This window comes from Pseudomonas sp. SMV71, from assembly GCF_052042015.1.
Classification (GTDB): domain Bacteria; phylum Pseudomonadota; class Gammaproteobacteria; order Pseudomonadales; family Pseudomonadaceae; genus Aquipseudomonas.
In genome coordinates, this window is the sequence record NZ_JBKGGU010000008.1 from 168,797 (window position 1) to 187,454 (window position 18,658).

At 60.5% G+C, this 18,658-nt stretch carries 15 protein-coding genes; 8 read left to right on the plus strand and 7 right to left on the minus strand.

Annotation, left to right across the window (positions count from 1 at the left end; genetic code table 11):
* Positions 1–14: 14 nt before the first annotated feature.
* Positions 15–980, plus strand: coding sequence for a CobW family GTP-binding protein (locus ACLEJQ_RS10615; protein WP_440794693.1), 966 nt, complete (start codon positions 15–17; stop codon positions 978–980).
* A 3-nt stretch (positions 981–983) separates the two neighbouring features.
* Here ACLEJQ_RS10615 and ACLEJQ_RS10620 read toward each other — a convergent pair whose 3' ends face one another.
* The gene (locus tag ACLEJQ_RS10620; protein WP_440794695.1) at positions 984–1,406 is read right to left on the minus strand and encodes a DUF3301 domain-containing protein; all 423 of its coding nucleotides are present in this window, start codon (positions 1,404–1,406) and stop codon (positions 984–986) included.
* Between the two features lie 119 nt (positions 1,407–1,525).
* On the opposite strand from ACLEJQ_RS10620, the gene pdxY reads away from it, so the two are divergent.
* Positions 1,526–2,398: a pyridoxal kinase PdxY gene (gene pdxY / locus ACLEJQ_RS10625; protein WP_440794697.1), complete on the plus strand. Its 873-nt coding sequence runs from the start codon at positions 1,526–1,528 to the stop codon at positions 2,396–2,398.
* Between the two features lie 120 nt (positions 2,399–2,518).
* Here the strand turns inward: pdxY and ACLEJQ_RS10630 are convergent, their stop codons facing one another.
* Positions 2,519–3,007 (minus strand): acyl-CoA thioesterase, encoded by a 489-nt coding sequence (locus ACLEJQ_RS10630; RefSeq protein WP_440794699.1) that lies wholly within the window; start codon positions 3,005–3,007, stop codon positions 2,519–2,521.
* Between the two features lie 255 nt (positions 3,008–3,262).
* Here ACLEJQ_RS10630 and ACLEJQ_RS10635 point away from each other — a divergent pair, with 255 nt between their 5' ends.
* Positions 3,263–5,026, plus strand: a complete 1,764-nt coding sequence (locus ACLEJQ_RS10635) for a cation:proton antiporter (protein WP_440794701.1) — start codon at positions 3,263–3,265, stop codon at positions 5,024–5,026.
* Between the two features lie 22 nt (positions 5,027–5,048).
* On the opposite strand, the gene ACLEJQ_RS10640 is transcribed toward ACLEJQ_RS10635, so the two are convergent.
* The 3 genes from ACLEJQ_RS10640 to uvrD all read right to left on the minus strand — a co-directional run bounded on the left by ACLEJQ_RS10640 (position 5,049) and on the right by uvrD (position 8,951).
* Positions 5,049–5,456 (minus strand): SMI1/KNR4 family protein, encoded by a 408-nt coding sequence (locus ACLEJQ_RS10640; RefSeq protein WP_440794703.1) that lies wholly within the window; start codon positions 5,454–5,456, stop codon positions 5,049–5,051.
* Between the two features lie 141 nt (positions 5,457–5,597).
* Positions 5,598–6,473 (minus strand): Tim44 domain-containing protein, encoded by an 876-nt coding sequence (locus tag ACLEJQ_RS10645; protein WP_440794705.1) that lies wholly within the window; start codon positions 6,471–6,473, stop codon positions 5,598–5,600.
* Positions 6,474–6,770: 297 nt separating this feature from the next.
* Entirely contained in the window at positions 6,771–8,951 is a 2,181-nt protein-coding gene (uvrD, locus tag ACLEJQ_RS10650) for a DNA helicase II (RefSeq protein WP_440794707.1), read from the minus strand.
* Positions 8,952–9,211: 260 nt separating this feature from the next.
* On the opposite strand from uvrD, the gene ACLEJQ_RS10655 reads away from it, so the two are divergent.
* Entirely contained in the window at positions 9,212–12,082 is a 2,871-nt protein-coding gene (locus ACLEJQ_RS10655) for an EAL domain-containing protein (RefSeq protein WP_440794709.1), read from the plus strand.
* Positions 12,083–12,139: 57 nt separating this feature from the next.
* Here the strand turns inward: ACLEJQ_RS10655 and ACLEJQ_RS10660 are convergent, their stop codons facing one another.
* Positions 12,140–12,454 (minus strand): hypothetical protein, encoded by a 315-nt coding sequence (locus ACLEJQ_RS10660; RefSeq protein ID WP_440794711.1) that lies wholly within the window; start codon positions 12,452–12,454, stop codon positions 12,140–12,142.
* A gap of 457 nt (positions 12,455–12,911) precedes the next feature.
* Here ACLEJQ_RS10660 and hexR point away from each other — a divergent pair, with 457 nt between their 5' ends.
* Complete coding sequence (gene hexR, locus ACLEJQ_RS10665) at positions 12,912–13,778, plus strand: transcriptional regulator HexR (protein WP_003187110.1); 867 nt, start codon at positions 12,912–12,914, stop codon at positions 13,776–13,778.
* A gap of 281 nt (positions 13,779–14,059) precedes the next feature.
* A complete protein-coding gene (locus ACLEJQ_RS10670; protein WP_440794713.1) occupies positions 14,060–14,269 on the plus strand; it encodes a PA3496 family putative envelope integrity protein in 210 nt (69 codons plus the stop codon).
* Here ACLEJQ_RS10670 and ACLEJQ_RS10675 read toward each other — a convergent pair.
* A complete protein-coding gene (locus ACLEJQ_RS10675) occupies positions 14,211–15,173 on the minus strand; it encodes a LysR family transcriptional regulator (protein ID WP_440794715.1) in 963 nt (320 codons plus the stop codon). The two genes, ACLEJQ_RS10670 and ACLEJQ_RS10675, sit on opposite strands and share 59 nt — an antisense overlap.
* 187 nt (positions 15,174–15,360) lie before the next feature.
* Between ACLEJQ_RS10675 and ACLEJQ_RS10680 the strand changes: the two genes are divergently transcribed.
* Together ACLEJQ_RS10680 and oadA are read left to right on the plus strand one after the other, a co-directional pair.
* Positions 15,361–16,776, plus strand: coding sequence for an acetyl-CoA carboxylase biotin carboxylase subunit (locus tag ACLEJQ_RS10680; RefSeq protein ID WP_440794717.1), 1,416 nt, complete (start codon positions 15,361–15,363; stop codon positions 16,774–16,776).
* A gap of 12 nt (positions 16,777–16,788) precedes the next feature.
* Positions 16,789–18,597, plus strand: coding sequence for a sodium-extruding oxaloacetate decarboxylase subunit alpha (gene oadA / locus ACLEJQ_RS10685; RefSeq protein WP_440794719.1), 1,809 nt, complete (start codon positions 16,789–16,791; stop codon positions 18,595–18,597).
* Positions 18,598–18,658 lie beyond the last annotated feature (61 nt).

Here is an 18,658-nt window from a genome sequence, read left to right on the forward strand (position 1 = left end):
AAAAGCCGTCGATTATGTTGCAGCACATTCCCACCCATGTCATCGCCGGGCCCCTGGGTGCCGGCAAGACCACGCTAATCCGGCATCTGCTGACCCAGCGCCCGGCCCACGAACGCTGGGCCGTGTTGATCAACGAGTTCGGCCAGATCGGACTGGACGCTGCGTTACTTAACCAGTCCGCCGATGGTATCGCACTGGGCGAAGTGGCCGGGGGCTGTTTGTGTTGTGTCAACGGCGCGCCGTTTCAGATCGGTCTGGGGCGTCTGCTGCGCAAGGCTCGACCGGATCGGCTGTTCATCGAGCCCTCTGGATTGGGCCATCCGGTGCAACTGATGCGGCAACTGAACCAGGCGCCCTGGGTCGGTGTACTGACCGTCCAGCCTTGCGTGCTGGTACTGGATGCTCGCGCGATGGCGGACGGCAGCCCCCTGGCCGATGCACAGCGCCAAGCCCTGAACCATGCCGGACTGCTGGTGCTGAACAAGTCCGAGTGCCTGACTCAGGCCGATCGCGAACGGCTGGCCGCCGAGCTGCCAAAGCTTGCGTTGTACTGGACACAGCAGGCCGCGTTACCCATCGACCGACTGCCGGGCCATGCAGCGCAGGGGCACGGCTCTGCGAATCACCTGGAGTTACCCCAGGGCGTGGGAGAGCTGCCGGCGATCTGGAGCGATCCGAGCACGCCGAATTGCCTGTATCGACAGCAAGAAGGTGCGTGGAGCATTGGCTGGCGTTGGCATCCGAGCCAGCGATTCGACAGCGCGCTGCTGGCTCAATGGTTGAAAACCATGCGCTGGAAACGGGCGAAGATGGTTATCCACAGCCCCGACGGTTGGGTTTCGGCCAACGCCCTGGACAGCGCGACGTTGCACTGGATACCCAGCGAGTGGCGGGAGGATTCACGGATTGAATTGATTTTCGACGAACCCCAGGACGTTATGGCCCTGCAAAACAGTCTGGTAGATTGCCGTTGTCCCTGAGTTTCAGGACTTCCACTTGTTATGCTCCTGGCGCCACTGGCTCAGCTCGATGACTTCAGCCCGGGGCCGGGTCTGCACCGGCTCGATCGGTGTTGGCGGGGTTTCTTCGAAGGGCATCGGGTAGGGGGCCAGTTCGATTTGCGCGCTGTGGGCGCCAAACTGAGTGATGGTGCCCGTGTGGCGGGTTTCACCCGTGACGGTGAACTCGAAATTGTAGACCCGTGCCAGGCGCCGTCGCCCATGAGCGTCCTTCACGAAACCGATCTTTTTCAGCGCCACGTTGCCGTCGAGCAATTCGATCTTCAGGTTGACGCAGTGCTGCATGACCCTCGCCAATGCCCGCTCGCGCAAACCATGGTTGTGCCACAGCCAGGCGCCGCCGGTAGCCAGCAGCATCAGCACGAAAATGTTTCCAAGGGTCAGCATGAACGAAGTGCTCCAACAAGTTGTTATCAGCTTAACTGTCTCGCCGGTCTGTCGTACAGGCTGCGTTTAGTCGCATACTGCGCGGCTTGAATTTCAATCGTTTTACGGAAATGTCCCGCATGAAGCGCACACCTCATCTGCTTGCCATCCAGTCCCATGTGGTATTCGGTCACGCCGGCAACAGCGCTGCCGTTTTCCCGATGCAACGGCTCGGGGTGAACGTGTGGCCGCTCAATACGGTGCAGTTTTCCAACCATACGCAATACGGCCAGTGGGCCGGCGAGGTACTTGCTCCTGAGCAGATCCCGGCGCTCGTGGAGGGGATCGCGGCAATCGGTGAGCTGGGTAACTGCGATGCGGTGCTATCCGGCTATCTGGGCAGCGCCGCCCAGGGACGAGCGATCCTGACGGGCGTGGCGCGAATCAAGGCGGCCAATCCAAGGGCGCTGTACCTCTGTGACCCGGTCATGGGGCACCCGGAGAAGGGCTGCATCGTGGCGCCTGAGGTCAGTGACTTTCTGTTGGACGAAGCCGCATCCGTAGCAGATCTCATGTGCCCGAATCAACTGGAGCTGGACAGCTTCTCGGGACGCAAGGCGCAGTCGCTGCTCGATTGCCTGGCGATGGCCCGGGCCTTGTTGCAGCGCGGACCGAAGGCGGTGTTGGTCAAGCATCTGGCTTATCCGGGCAAGCCCGAAGACAGTTTCGAAATGCTCCTGGTGACGGCCGATGGCAGCTGGCATCTGCGCCGTCCGCTGCTGGCCTTCCCCCTTCAGCCGGTGGGCGTGGGTGACCTGACGTCGGGGTTGTTCCTGGCGCGGATACTTTTGGGGGACAGCCTGGTGGCGGCGTTTGAGTTCACCGCCGCAGCGGTGCACGAAGTGCTGCTCGAAACCCAGGCCTGCGCCAGTTACGAGTTGGAGTTGGTGCGCGCCCAGGACCGTATCGCCCATCCACGGGTCCGGTTCGAGGCAGTGCCGATCAGCTTCTGATCGACAGCACACCCTGTGGGAGCGAGCCTGCTCACGTTAGCGTTGTCATGGCCGACATTGTCGTGGGTTGTGACACCTTCATCGCCAGCAGGCTCGCTTCCACATTTTGAATTGCGTTGATCAGTTGACCCCGTCGTCCTTGATTTCCTGATAGCGCTTTTCCAGTTCCTGACGAATCTGCCGGCGCTGCTGCGCCTGTTTGTAGCGGCGTTTCTCTTCGCTGTTCTGTGGCTGCAAGGGCGGGACGGGGGCGGGTTTGCGCTGGTCGTCCACCGCGACCATGGTGAAGAAGCAGCTGTTGGTGTGGCGTACCGAGCGCTCGCGAATATTTTCGGTGACGACCTTGATGCCCACTTCCATCGACGTATTGCCGGTGTAGTTCACCGACGCCAGGAAGGTCACCAGCTCGCCGACATGGATCGGCTCCCGGAAAATCACCTGGTCGACCGACAGGGTCACCACGTAGCGCCCGGCGTAGCGGCTGGCGCAGGCGTAGGCGACTTCGTCGAGGTATTTGAGCAAGGTGCCGCCATGGACATTGCCAGAGAAGTTGGCCATATCGGGGGTCATCAACACCGTCATCGACAGCTGGGCGTTTCCAGGTTCCATAGCGTTCTCACGGTTCAAGGCAGCAATTTCAGGGGAGGGCGCCTCTGCGGGCGCTGGGTTCTATAAACCACCGATATCGGGGACGCTGCGCTTGTAGTTGCCGTCACGCCTCGGTGGGTCTGTTTCCATATATTGCATCGACTTTTTGTCGGAAGTCGCGGTGTTACCCTGCAAAAGCCCATCTTGAGGGCATTTCCTACGAAGGAAACGGACTTTTCAAGTCGGCGCTACGCCACCGAACAGGGAGCTTCCTACATGCATGCCATCAGCTTCATACAAGACCTGGCAATCATCATGATCGCCGCGGGGCTGGTGACCGTTCTGTTTCATCGCTTCAAGCAACCGGTGGTACTGGGCTATATCGTCGCGGGCTTCCTCATCGGCCCGCACACCCCACCGTTCGGTTTCATCCACGACGAGGATACGATCAAGACGCTGGCCGAGCTCGGGGTGATTTTCCTGATGTTCTGCCTGGGCCTGGAATTCAGCCTGCGCAAACTGTTTCGGGTCGGGGCCACGGCGTTCATCGCAGCGTTTCTCGAGATCGTGCTGATGATATGGATCGGCTACGAGATTGGCCGCTGGTTTGAATGGAGCACCATGGACTCGCTGTTCCTCGGCGCTATCCTGGCGATCTCCTCGACCACCATCATCGTCAAGGCCCTCAACGACTTGAAGATGAAGAACGAGCGCTTCGCCCAGCTGATTTTCGGTGTGCTGATCGTCGAGGACATCCTGGGCATCGGCATCATCGCCTTGCTGTCTAGCATTGCAGTCAGTGGCACGGTGAGCTCGGGCGAGGTATTTTCCACCGTCGGCAAGCTGTCGCTGTTCATGATTGTCGCGCTGGTCATCGGCATTTTGCTGGTGCCCAGGCTGCTGGCCTACGTGGCGAAGTTCGACAGCAACGAAATGCTGTTGATCACCGTGCTGGGCCTATGCTTCGGCTTCTGTCTGCTGGTGGTGAAGCTCGAATACAGCATGGTGCTGGGGGCATTCCTGATCGGCGCGATCATGGCCGAATCCCGGCAGTTGTTGAAGATCGAGCGGCTGGTGGAGCCGGTCCGTGACCTGTTCAGCGCGATATTCTTCGTCGCCATCGGGCTGATGCTCGATCCGGCCATTTTGCTGCAGTACGCCTGGCCGATCGCGGTGATCACTGGTGCAGTGGTGCTTGGTAAGATGGTGTCCTGTGGCCTCGGTGCCTTTATCGCCGGTAATGACGGACGTACCTCACTCCGCGTAGGGATGGGGCTTTCGCAGATTGGAGAATTTTCCTTCATCATCGCCTCGCTGGGGATGACGCTGCAGGTCACCAGCGATTTTCTCTACCCCGTCGCGGTCGCCGTCTCGGTGCTGACCACTCTAATGACACCCTACTTAATCCGGGCCGCCGATCCGCTGTCCGTCCGGTTGGCGTCGGCGATGCCGCAACGGCTGACCCGGGTGCTGGGAATGTACGGCGAATGGTTGCGCAGCATCCAGCCGCAAGGCGAGGGCGCGATGGTGGCCTCGATGATCAGGCGTATCCTGTTGCAGGTCGGCGTCAACCTGGCGCTAGTGATCGCGATTTTTGTCTCGGGCGGCTATTTCGCCGAGGGGATATCGGCGTATTTAAGCGGGTGGATCAGCGACCCGAGCTGGCAGAAGGCTTTGATCTGGGGTGGGGCGTTGCTGCTGTCGCTTGCGTTCCTGATTGCCGCTTATCGTAAGCTCAAGGCGCTGTCGATGCTGCTGGCGGAAATGGGCGTGACGCCAGAAATGGCGGGCCGCCACACCCAGCGCGTGCGTCGGGTCATTGCCGAAGTGATCCCTATCCTCTCGCTGCTGGTCATTTTCCTGCTACTGGCCGCCCTGTCGGCCAGTATTCTGCCGACCAACAAGTTGCTGGTGTTGATTGCGGTGGTGGCAGCAGGCGTGGCGGCGCTGCTCTGGCGTTGGCTCATCCGACTGCACACGCGGATGCAGGTGGCCTTGCTCGAAACCCTGGACAACCACAAGGAGTCGTCCGGGCATTGACCGAGGACGGGCGCCGGCGGGGTCAGCTTTCCAGCCAGACGTCCCGGGCCCAGTGCCAGACCGACTCCCAGGTCTCTTGCGCAATCAGTTCTTCTTCTGCTTGCCACAGCACCACGGTGCCGTCTTCTTCGACGCAATAGTAATCGTCGCCGTCCTGGCAGATCGGGATCAGGCTGCGGTCGACCCCGGCATCCCAGGCATTGGCCGCCACCTCCGGCAGGTAGGTGTGGGACTGCGGATCGGTGACGGTCACGGGTTCCAGGCTGCCATAGACCACGTCGCTGACAGTCAGCAGGAATTCCCTGAAGACAAATGGGATGTCGATGAACAATTGCTCTTCGATCTCTACCAGCAGGTCTTCGTCGGGCAATTCCAGCGGAACCGGTACGGGCTCGTTGGCTTCACGTAGTTGTTCGATGATTTCTTCCACGTCCGGGGATCCTCTCTCTCGATGGCGCGGTTTCACAATGCAGCGGTTTATACAGTAGCTCGCTATAGATGCAACCGCGAAATAGAAAACCCCGGCCTGGGCCGGGGTTCTTTTATTTCAACATGCGAAACCGGCGAAGGTTCAACCGTTTTGACGGATACCGGCCACCAGCCAAGGCTGGTCATCGCCCTGGACACGCTCCATGTTCCAGCTTTCGCTGAACGCCTCGCCCTTGTCGAAGCGAGAGTCTTTCGACACACCGCTGAAGGTCAGGGTGGCGATGGTCTTGTCGGCGCGATCGTCGACGCCATCCAGTTGCACGTGCAGGTTGTCGATGTAGGTGGACTGGAAACCGTCACCCAGCTCAGCTCGCTCGCGCTTGAGGAACTCCAGCAGTTGCGGGGTTACGAACTCGGCGATCTTGTCCATTTCGTTCGCGTCCCAATGTTGCTGCAGGGCCATGAAGTGGCTGCGGGCAGCTTCGATGAAACGTTGTTCGTTGAACCAGGCGGGCGCGTTGATGACCGGCCGGGCGGCAGCAGGGGCTGGCGAGCCACCGAAGATCGAACCACTGGCTGGCTGTTGGTTGAACACTTCACGCTGCATCGGCGCGTGACCGGCCGGAGCGAACTGCTCCTGCTGCTTGCGGCGACGAGCGGCAATGAAGCGGAAGACCAGGAAGGCGATGACCGCCATGATCAGGATGTCGAAGATCTGCATGCCCTGGAAGCCGTCGCCCATGAACATGGAGGCGAGCAGGCCACCGGCGGCGATGCCGGCCAGGGGGCCGAGCCAGCGCGAAGCACCGCTGGCCTTGGTAGCGGCGCCGGCGGCACCGGCCGCGCCTGCGGTGGCCGCAGTGGAACCGGCGGCAGAGGACGGCGCCATCTGGCTGGTCTGGTGAGTCGGAGCGGCGCCCGAGCTTTTACCACCGCCAAAGCGCTTGGCGGCATTGGCGTCGATGGCCATCGTCAGGCCGATGCACAACGCCATGGCGATGCTAAGAAAACGTTTCATATAAAGGCATTCCCATTTGTGGATAGCACGCGCGCCATGTTGCACAGCTGAACTGTTGCTGGCTAGCGGCAGAGTGTTTCGGGCTTTTGCGTGACAGCTCAGGTTCAGCTTCAATCGCGCAAGAGGGCTTGTTCGCTTTGGGCTGTAGGAAAGAGGGATTAGTTCTGTCGGAGAACTGAGGGCAACCTTATTGTGGGAGCGAGCCTGCTCGCGATTGCTGTGGGTCAGTCAGTAGGGATGCTGACTGTTACTGCGCAATCGTGAGCAGGCTCGCTCCCACAGGGTCTACACAAATTTCTAGATCGCCTCGAGCTTGGCATACCCCAGCATCAGCCATTTGCTGCCTTCGCTGAAGTTGACCTGCACCCGGGCCTGCGTGCCGGCGCCTTCGAAATTGAGGATCACGCCGTCGCCGAATACCGAATGGCGCACGGCCTGGCCGAGGCTGAAGCCGGTTTCCGGGATGTCGCTGCCGCCGAACAGGCTGCTGGTGCCTTGCTGCTGGCCGCCGAACGGACGGCTGACACTGTTGGACAAGCGCACTTCCTGGATCAGGCCTTTCGGCACTTCACGTACGAAGCGCGACACTTTGTTGTAGGTCTCGCTGCCATACAAGCGCCGGGTTTCGGCATAGGTCAGCACAAGGTTCTGCATGGCGCGGGTGATGCCGACGTAGGCCAGTCGTCGCTCCTCTTCCAGGCGTCCCGGTTCTTCCAGGCTCATCTTGTGCGGAAACAGACCTTCTTCCATGCCCACCAGGAATACGTAGGGGAATTCCAGGCCCTTGGCGCTGTGCAGAGTCATGAGCTGGATGCTGTCTTCATGCTCGTCAGCCTGGGTGTCGCCGGCTTCCAGGGAGGCGTGGCCAAGGAAGGCAGCCAATGGCGACAGGTCGGCGTCTTCTTCGGTGTTCTCGAAGTTGCGTGCGGCGCTGACCAGTTCCTCAAGGTTTTCCACCCGGGCCTGGCCTTTCTCGCCTTTTTCCGCTTCGTGGTAGGCGATCAGCCCGGACTGCTCGATGACGGTCTGGGTCATAGAATGCAGGGGCATTTCCCTGCATTTGGTGGCCAGGTCCTCGATCAGTTCCATGAACGCCTTCAGCGCACCGGCTGCGCGGCCGGTCAGCCCTTTGTTGGCAACCAACTGCTGCATGGCCTCCCACATGGACACATGGCTGTGCCGTGCGTGATCGCGAATGGCTTCGACGGTCTTCTCGCCAATGCCCCGGGTCGGCACATTGATGACTCGTTCCAGGGCCGCATCGTTGCCGCGACCTTCGATCAGACGCAGGTAGGCCATGGCGTTCTTGATCTCGGCGCGCTCGAAGAAGCGCTGCCCGCCGTAGATGCGATAAGGGATCCGCTCGCGCAGCAAGGCCTCTTCCAACACCCGCGACTGGGCGTTGGAGCGATACAGAATGGCAATGTCGCTGCGGGCCAGGCCGGTTTTCAGCGCGCTCTCGATGGTTTCCACCACATAGCGGGCTTCATCGTGTTCGTTGAAGGCGGCGTAGAGGTTGATCGCCTCGCCGTCGCCACCGTCGGTCCACAGCTCCTTGCCCAGGCGTCCGGTGTTGTTGGCGATCAAGGCGTTGGCGGCTTTGAGGATACCGGCGGTGGAGCGGTAGTTCTGTTCCAGGCGGATGACTTCGGCGTCGGGAAAGTCAGCGGAGTACTGGTGGATATTCTCGATCTTGGCACCGCGCCAGCCATAGATCGACTGATCGTCGTCCCCCACCACCATCAGGCTGTCGCCGCCCTTGGCAAGCAGGCGCAACCAGGCGTATTGCACGGCGTTGGTGTCCTGGAATTCGTCCACCAGCACATGCCGGAAGCGCTTTTGATAGTGCTCCAGCAAGCCTGGGTGGTCACGCCACAGGTCCAGCGCACGTAGCAGCAACTCGGAAAAGTCGATGACGCCGGCGCGCTGGCAGGCAGCCTCGTAGGCCTCGTAAATGCTGCGCATGGTTGCCAGGAACAGATCACCGCTGGCCTGGATGTGTTGCGGGCGCAGCCCCTCGTCCTTCTGTCCGTTGATGAACCACTGGGCCTGGCGCGCCGGCCAGCGCTGATCGTCCAGCCCCAGCTCGCGGATCACTCGCTTGACCAGGCGCTGCTGGTCATCACTGTCGAGGATCTGGAAGGTCTGGCTCAGACCGGCTCCCTGCCAGTGTGCCCGCAGCAGGCGGTGCGCCAGGCCGTGGAAAGTACCGACCCACATGCCGGCAGGGTTGAGGCCCATCAGTTGCTCGATGCGATGACGCATCTCGGCAGCGGCCTTGTTGGTGAAAGTCACCGACAGGATCGAATGGGGCGAGGCATTCTCGACCTGGATCAACCAGGCGATACGGTGCACCAGCACTCGGGTCTTACCGGAGCCGGCACCGGCCAGGACCAACTGACGACCCACGGAGGCGGCTACGGCCTGACGTTGGGCATCGTTGAGGGAATTCAGCAGAAGGGAGAGATCATCGCGCATCGGGGCATTCTAGGGTGTCGAAGTCACCCCGGGCAAACCGAGCTTTGCACCAGCCGATAAAAGACCATTTGTTGATGACCGGTTGGTCATGGCCTACAGGCATCGGTGGGCCTCGCTTGGAGGCGTTGTACCAACGGAAATTGTGACTTTTTTCGCTGATTTTATGAGCCAGGACAGTGTGGGATGGCCTATGGCTTGTGTATGCTCGCTGCATGTTCGGGTTCTCCACGCCTCGCTGAATAAGAACAACAACAGTGCCAATGACGCTCAATCCCGATCCGGCGGGCCCTTGTGTGGAACCGCGGGTCATCTACAAGCAGTACGCCACGCAGATGGCGGTCGAACGCACGCGTCTGCTGTATCAAGGCTCTCTGTTGCCTACGCTGTTCATGCTGATCAACGGCCTGGTTTGTGCCGCGCTGCTTTGGGAGCCGCGGCGCTATTTCCTGGTGAGTGTCTGGCTTGTCTGGTTGCTGTCGCTGGTCGCGTTGCGGGTGATTCAGGTCGCCGCGTTCGATTCGGCGATTCCCAGTCGCCAGGCACAGCCCATCTGGCTGCGCATGTTCTTGCTTGGCTCCGCGCTAACCGGACTGACACTGGCCGGGGCCGGCATCGCTCTGGTTCCGGCCGACAGCTTCCAGCAACAGGCCTGGGTGTTCGGGCTGATCGGGGCCGCTACCTTGTCGGCCAGCGTTGCCTATGCGGTGAGTCTGCCGGCGTTCCTGTCATTTACCTTGCCCTGCCTGTTGCCGGCCATTCTCTATCTGTTCTGGGGCGATGACGAGCAGCAGCGGGGGTGGGGCTGGCTCGGGCTGGTGGTGCTGGTTTCGTTGAGCGTAGTGGCCTGGCAAGTCAATCGGTTGATACGCAGTGGCATGCTGCGGCGGTTCCAGAACCAGGCGTTGATCGAGCATTTGCAGCAGGCGCAAACCTGCAGCGCGCAGCTCAACGAGGCACTCGCACGGGAAGTCGAGCAGCGTCGTAACGCCGAAGACCAGTTGCGCGCCGCCCAGGCCGGCCTGGAGGCCCGAGTGGCCCAGCGCGGCCAGGCGCTGGAGGTGGCCAGCCAGGCCCTGAGCAAAAGCGAGGCTCGCCTGGCCTTGGCCCTCAAGGCCAGTGAGCTGGGGCTGTGGGATTGGAACCTGCAGACGGACGAGGTTCATCACACCCAACTCAAGGAACTGTTCGGCCTGGAGCCCGAATACGTCACGGCGATGCTCGGCCACCTGACTCCGCGCCTGCATCCTCAGGACCTGCCGGTGCTCAAGCGGGCGTTGGTCGAACACCTCAAGGGCCGCAGCGAGGATTACCAGATCGAATATCGGGTGCGCCACGGCGACGGGCATTGGGTATGGATCGAAGACCGCGGCCGTGCGGTGGAACGCAGTGCCAGCGGACGGGTGCTGCGCATGGTCGGTACCCGGCGAAACATCAGTGCCACTAAAGAACTCGAACAGCAACGACAACTGGCAGCCACGGTGTTTGAAGCCGCCAGCGAAGGCATCGTGATCTTTGACCCCAACTATGCATTACTGGCCGCCAACCAGGCGTTCACCCGGGTGACCGGTTTCAATATCGATGACATGCTGGGTCGCAACGTGGTCGACCTGCCGTGCAGTCGCGATGCGCGCCGACACTACCCGATCATCCGTCAATCGCTCAAGCAACACGGCACCTGGCAGGGTGAACTGGTGGAAGCCAGAGCCAATGGCGAGTTGTACCCGCAATGGTTGCAACTGAATGTGGTGCGCGATAGTCGGGGAAATATCAGCCATATCGTGGGCTTCTTTGCTGATCTTTCGGCGCGGCGCGCCTCCGAAGAGCGCATGCGCTATCTGACCCATTACGATGAGCTGACCGGCCTGGCGAACCGCTCGTTGTTCCGTGAGCGCCTCCACGAGGCTCACCAACGGGTACGTCAGGGCGGGCGGCGCAGTCTGGCGTTGCTGCATATCGACCTGGATCGGTTCAAGCTGCTCAACGACAGCCTCGGTCACGATATTGCCGACCAGTTACTACAGAAGATGGCCAGACGCCTGATCAATGCGCTTCCCGAGGCGGACACTATCGCCCGGCTGTCCGGCGATGAGTTCGCGGTATTGTTCGATGCATATGGCAACCTTTCCAGCCTGGCGAGGGTAGCGACGCGTCTGTCGGCCAAGTTGCGCCTGCCGGTGACCATCGAAGGTCACGAATTGGTAGTCAGTGCCTCTATCGGCATCAGCCTGCTGCCCGACAATGCACGGGAAGTGTCCACGCTGGTCAGCCAGGCGAACATGGCGATGCAGCATGCCAAGCACCTGGGTGGAGATAATTTCCAGTTTTACACCGACAGCCTCCAGGCCAGTACCCTGGAACGCCTGCAACTGGAAAATCAGCTGCGCAAGGCCCTCGAAGAGCAGCAGTTGAAAGTCTTCTACCAACCCAAGCTGTGCCTGACGACCGGACGCTTGAACGCCGTCGAGGCGTTGGTGCGCTGGGAGCATCCGCTCATGGGCCAGGTCCCGCCGGGGGATTTCATCGGTCTGGCCGAAGAAACCGGGCTCATCGGGCCAATTGGCGAATTCGTGTTGCGCCAGGCCTGTTGGCAGGCCTGCGAATGGCAGCGCCAAGGGCTTGCGCCCATCCGGGTGTCGGTCAATCTGTCGGTGCATCAGCTACGCCATGGCAAACTGGTCAGCCTGGTGCGGCAAGTGCTGGAAGAAACCGGCCTGGCGCCTCAATACCTGGAGCTGGAGTTGACCGAGAGCCAATTGCTCGACAGCGTGGAGCACATCATCGCCACGTTCCAGCAATTGCGTGACCTCGGGGTCAAGCTGGCAATCGACGATTTCGGCACCGGTTATTCGTCCTTGAGCTACCTCAAGCGTATCCCGGTGGATTACGTGAAGATCGACCAGGCGTTCATTCGCGGGCTGGAAGAGGGCAGCGTGGATACGGCGATCACCCGGGCGATCATCACGATGGCCCATGGGTTGTCGCTCAAGGTAGTGGCCGAGGGCGTGGAGCGGCGCGAACAGCTCGACTTCCTGAAAGCCGAGCAATGCGACGAGGTGCAGGGTTACCTCATCAGTCGCCCGGTCGAGGCTGATGAGCTGGTCCGGTTGCTACAGAAACAGTACATGGAATGAACTTCCCACCGCAGCGCCAGGTGTCGTGACGGTCCGGTGGGAAGATCAAGGTGTTAATTAATGGGTGATGATAACTTCATCGATGTGATGAAGTAGCTCGCCTTGGTAAAAGATACTGACGCCGGTCACATTCGACTGTCCTGCAACGGCATATTCAACGTGTTTTTCGGTGATGACTTGCAGCGACGGATCGCTGGAGTGCTCCAACTTCAATTCCAGTCGCAAGTCAAAAGATTTGTCTTGTAGTGCACTTCGCACCAGCGTCGGCGTAACGCCGGTGTTGGGGATTTCTACGGTGCCAAACGCGCGGAAAGAGGCGGCGCCCGGCATGCGGTCGATTTGTGCGGTCCAGTTTTTGGTTTTAATAGTCATGTTTGTAACTCCTGTAATTGAGTGGGTGTTGCGTCCTGCGTCACCAATATAGGAGGCTGCAATTAATTAGGGAAGACGAGGGTGTGCGTGGATTTGAAAGATAGTATGTATTCGGCTTATTAGGGTTAGTTGGATTTTTTAGTTTGGGTACGGTCTGGGAAACCAACTAGTGTTCAATAACACTAGTTGGGCGGATGAGTGGGCTCGGGGGCTTTGACGCGTCAGCATCCTTACGCCCATGGATGCGAAAGCCGTCGGCCACATTCCAGATTTGTTGTCAGATGATTTTCATATGTCCGCAAGGCCGCTGCAGGTGGCTACATGGCGCATTTCCCGCCAAAACCAGGGGTAGCCAAGCCCATCCAGTTACGTTTTGACCAGGCAAAATGCCAATTCTTGTAGTATAACTACAAGATTGCTACATCCCGGCCCCTGCCAATAACAAGAGTCCAGCCCCTTGAACCTGTTGCAACACATCGCCCAGTCACGCCACCTGCTGCGCAAATCGGAATTGAAAGTTGCCGATCATGTACTGCTTGACCCTGCGGCCGTCATGCACAGCTCCATGGCTGATCTCGCCCACAGCGTTGGCATCAGCGAACCGACCATCGTGCGTTTCTGCCGGGCCATCGGTTGCTCTGGCTTCCAGGACCTGAAGCTCAAGCTGGCGCAAAGCCTGGCGGCCGGGGCGAGCTTCGGCCAGTTTGCGATCCATGAAGATGATTCGGTCGCCGACTATAGCCTGAAGATTTTCGACACCACCCTGCACACCTTGATGGAGGTTCGCGAGAAGCTCGACCCGGTGGCGTTGCAGAAAGCCGTGACGGCGATGTCCCAGGCCCAGCGGGTCGAGTTCTACGGCTTCGGTGCTTCCGGCGCGGTAGCGGCTGATGCCCAGCACAAGTTCTTCAGGCTGCTGCTCACAGCGGCGGCCTATTCCGATCCGCACATGCAGGCAATGTCGGCGGTCACGTTGAAGCCTACCGACGTGGCGATCTGTATTTCCCAGTCGGGACGTTCCAAGGACTTGCTGATCACCGCCAACCTGGTGCGTGAGAGCGGGGCCTCGCTGATCACCCTGTGCCCGAGCCAGACGCCACTGGCCGAGCTCTCCACGGTGAACCTGGCCATCGACGTGCATGAGGACACCGAGATCTACACGCCGCTGACCTCGCGCATCGCGCATCTGGTGGTCATCGACGTCCTGGCAATGGGCGTCGCCATGGCGCGCGGCCCGAGCCTGGTCAACCACCTCAAGAGCGTCAAGCGCAGCCTGCGCAGCCTGCGGTTGTCGCCCAAGTCGGTGAAGGCGCTGGACGACTGAGCCCCGAAGGCAGAGCTTCTGTGGCGAGGGAGCTTGCTCTGTGGCGAGGGGATTTATCCCCACTGGACTGCGCAGCAGTCCCAAGCTTTTCTCTGGTATTTCATTGACGGTGGGACGTCCTCGGGGCTGCTGCGCACCCCAGCGGGGATAAATCCACTCGCCACAGTTTTGTCCCTTCAAAATCTCATCCCTGAATTCATCGTTCTGTAACCCATGCGCCGCCAAACGGTCATCCCACGCCTGCATCGTAAAGCTCCCGTATACGTCTTGGGAGTCTCGACATGACCCAGTCCTACGAAGAACGCAGCGCCGTCAAAACCCGCCGTCAGCAAGAAGACCAGCGCCGCATGGCGTTCCGTCGTGCGATCGAAGACCGCTATGAGCAGCGTCAGCTTCTGGCAGAAATCAGCGAATTTCCTGACGCGGTCGAGTTCAATTACTGGCAGGCGTCACCGTTGGCTTCCCGTCGAAACGCTCAACCAGGCCAATGATCTGAGCGCGCTCGCCGCGCACGAATGCCAGGAAAGCGTGGGCCACCGGTGACAAGCGCTTGGCCCGGGCCTGCACCAGGCACCAGCTGCGGTAGAGCGGCAGTTCCTCGACCGGCAGTTCGATGAGCGCGCCGGATGACAACTCACGGCTCACGGCGTGGCGCGTCAACAGCGCCACGCCCAGGCCCGCCACCACGCACTCGCGTTGGGCCTCGGCCGAGGCCACCTCCAGGGTCTGGGTGAAATGCACCCGTTTCTCCTTGAAATACTCTTCGCAGGCCAACCGCGTACCCGAGCCCGGTTCGCGCAGCAACAGCGTATACGGTTCCAGATCTTGCAGGCGCAGGGGGGGCATGTGGGACAGCGGATGGTCGGGCGGCGCCACGGCGACGATGGGATTGTTGAGAAACGGTAGGAATTCCAGACCCATGTCCTGAGGCACCATGGACATGATCACCAGATCATCGCGGTTGTCCGAGAGCCGTCGAATGACCTGGCCGCGATTGACCACCGTGAGGCTCAGGTTCACCTCCGGGTGCTGGCGCTTGAACGCGGCGAACAGGTGCGGGGCGAAATACTTGGCACTGGATTCCACTGCCAGTTTCAGCTGGCCCTGCAGCGAACCCTGCATGTCCGAGAGTTGCATATCGAGGTTTTCCAGGCGCCCGAAGATGTCCCGGCTGGCCCGCTGCAACGCTTCGGCGGCTTCGGTCATGTAGAGCTTTTTGCCTACATATTCAAACAGCGGCTGGCCGATCAGCTCTTCAAGGGATCGAATCTGTAGGCTAACGGCCGGTTGCGTGAGCGACATTTCATCGGCCGCACGGCTGTAGGACCGTAGGTCACACACCTCATTGAAAACCTGAAGTTGTCGCAATGTCATACGCATCAATGACTTACGCATTCGCTAGGTACTCTGAGCCGCGGTGGATGGAACAACTATAAAGGTTTGCTTATACACGACCCAATAAATATTCATTTTTGTTAATCCTCAGCCGGGACTAGTGTGGATGTGCGACCAATTGTTACATCTGGTCACGCGTCGGCCTGGGCTCCAGGTCGTGGTATCACCGGCTCAAGGGAACCTCCAATTGATAAAAAAGATCCTGATCGCCAACCGCGGTGAGATTGCCGTTCGCATCGTGCGCGCCTGCGCCGAGATGGGCATTCGCTCGGTCGCGGTCTATTCCGACGCTGATCGGCATGCGTTGCATGTCAAGCGTGCGGACGAGGCCCACAGCATCGGTGCCGATCCGCTGGCCGGTTATCTGAACCCGCGCAAGTTGGTGAACCTGGCGGTGGAGACTGGCTGCGATGCCTTGCATCCCGGCTACGGTTTTCTCTCGGAAAACGCCGAACTGGCGGACATCTGCGCCGAACGCGGAATCAAATTCATCGGTCCGGCGGCTGAAGTCATTCGCCGCATGGGCGACAAGACCGAAGCGCGCCGCAGCATGATCAAGGCTGGTGTGCCGGTCACGCCGGGCACCGAAGGCAACGTGTCGGGCATCGAAGAAGCGCTCAGCGAAGGGGACCGTATCGGTTACCCAGTGATGCTCAAGGCCACCTCCGGCGGTGGCGGTCGCGGTATCCGTCGCTGCAACAGCCGTGAAGAACTCGAACAGGCCTTCCCACGGGTGATTTCCGAGGCCACCAAGGCGTTCGGCTCGGCGGAAGTATTCCTGGAAAAGTGCATCGTCAATCCCAAGCACATCGAAGCGCAGATCCTGGGTGACAGTTTCGGCAATGTGGTGCATCTGTTCGAGCGTGACTGCTCGATCCAGCGTCGTAACCAGAAGCTGATCGAGATCGCCCCCAGCCCGCAATTGACCCCTGAACAGCGCGCCTATATCGGCGACCTCTCGGTGCGCGCCGCCAAGGCCGTGGGGTATGAGAACGCCGGCACCGTGGAGTTCCTGCTCGCCGAGGGCGAGGTGTACTTCATGGAGATGAACACCCGGGTGCAGGTGGAGCACACCATCACCGAAGAAATCACCGGGATCGACATCGTTCGCGAGCAGATCCGCATTGCGTCCGGGCTGCCGCTGTCGGTCAAGCAAGAGGACATCGTACACCGTGGCTTTGCGTTGCAGTTCCGGATCAACGCCGAGGACCCGAAAAACAACTTCCTGCCCAGCTTCGGCAAGATCACCCGCTACTACGCCCCCGGCGGACCGGGCGTGCGCACCGACACGGCAATCTATACCGGCTATACCATTCCGCCGTTCTACGACTCGATGTGCCTGAAGCTGGTGGTCTGGGCGTTGACCTGGGAAGAAGCGATGGACCGTGGCCTGCGGGCCCTGGACGACATGCGGCTGCAAGGGGTCAAGACCACCGCCGCGTATTACCAGGAAATCCTGCGCAATCCGGAATTCCGTAGCGGCCAGTTCAACACCAGCTTCGTCGAAAGCCACCCTGAACTGACCAACTACTCGATCAAGCGCAAACCCGAAGAGCTGGCTCTGGCCATCGCCGCCGCCATTGCCGCCCACGCAGGCCTGTAAGGAATCATGAACATGTCCAAGAAGATCTTTGTCACCGACACAATCCTGCGCGACGCCCACCAATCGCTGCTTGCCACCCGCATGCGCACCGAAGACATGCTGCCGATCTGCGACAAGCTCGACAAAGTCGGCTACTGGTCGCTGGAAGTCTGGGGCGGTGCGACGTTCGACGCCTGCGTGCGTTTCCTCAAGGAAGACCCTTGGGAGCGTCTGCGCCAACTGCGCGCGGCCTTGCCCAACACCCGCCTGCAAATGCTCCTGCGCGGCCAGAACCTGCTGGGCTACCGCCATTACAGCGATGACGTAGTCCGCGCATTCGTTGCCAAAGCGGCGGTCAACGGCATCGATGTGTTCCGCATTTTCGATGCAATGAACGACGTGCGTAACCTGCGGGTTGCCATCGAAGCGGTGAAGGCTGCCGGCAAGCATGCCCAGGGCACCATCGCCTACACCACCAGCCCGGTGCACACCATCGACGCCTTCGTGGCTCAGGCCAAGCAGATGGAAGCCATGGGTTGCGATTCGGTGGCGATCAAGGACATGGCCGGTCTGCTGACCCCCTACGCCACCGGCGAATTGGTCAAGGCACTGAAAGCTGAGCAATCGCTGCCGGTGTTCATCCACTCCCACGACACCGCCGGCCTGGCTGCGATGTGCCAACTCAAGGCCGTGGAAAACGGGGCCGATCACATCGACACCGCGATCTCCAGCTTCGCCTGGGGCACCAGCCATCCGGGCACTGAGTCGATGGTCGCCGCCCTCAAGGGCAGTGAGTTCGATACCGGTCTGGACCTGGAACTGTTGCAAGAGATCGGCCTGTACTTCTACGCCGTGCGCAAGAAGTACCACCAGTTCGAAAGCGAGTTCACGGCGGTAGACACCCGCGTCCAGGTCAACCAGGTGCCGGGCGGGATGATCTCCAACCTCGCCAACCAGTTGAAAGAGCAGGGCGCGCTGAACCGGATGAACGAAGTGCTGGCGGAAATCCCGCGGGTGCGCGAAGACCTCGGCTTCCCGCCGTTGGTGACTCCGACCTCGCAGATCGTCGGCACCCAGGCTTTCTTCAACGTACTGGCCGGTGAGCGCTACAAGACCATCACCAACGAAGTGAAGCTTTATCTACAAGGCGGCTACGGCAAGGCGCCGGGGTCGGTGAATGAGAAGCTGCGTCGCCAGGCCATCGGCAGCGAAGATGTGATCGATGTGCGTCCGGCCGATCTGCTCAAGCCGGAAATGACCAAGCTGCGTGGCGAAATCGGTGCGCTGGCCAAGTCCGAAGAAGACGTACTGACCTATGCCATGTTCCCGGACATCGGCCGCAAGTTCCTCGAAGAGCGCGAAGCCGGCACCCTGACTCCGGAAGTGCTGTTGCCGATCCCCGAGGCAGGCGCTGTCAGCTCTGCTGGCGGCGAAGGCGTGCCGACCGAGTTCGTCATCGACGTGCACGGCGAGACCTACCGCGTCGACATCACCGGCGTCGGCGTCAAGGCCGAAGGCAAGCGTCACTTCTACCTGTCCATCGATGGCATGCCGGAAGAGGTGGTGTTCGAGCCGCTCAACGAATTCGTCGGCGGCGGCAGCAGCAAGCGCAAGCAAGCCACTGCACCAGGCCACGTCAGCACCACCATGCCGGGCAACATCGTCGATGTGCTGGTCAAGGAAGGCGACGTGGTCAAGGCCGGCCAGGCGGTACTGATCACCGAAGCCATGAAGATGGAAACCGAAGTCCAGGCGGCTATCCCCGGCAAGGTCACCGCTATCCACGTGGCCAAGGGCGACCGGGTCAACCCGGGCGAGATCCTGATCGAGATCGAAGGCTGAACGAACAGCCTCGATACAACGTTTTAACCTCGGGGGGGCATGGGCTCCCCTTTTTTTTGCC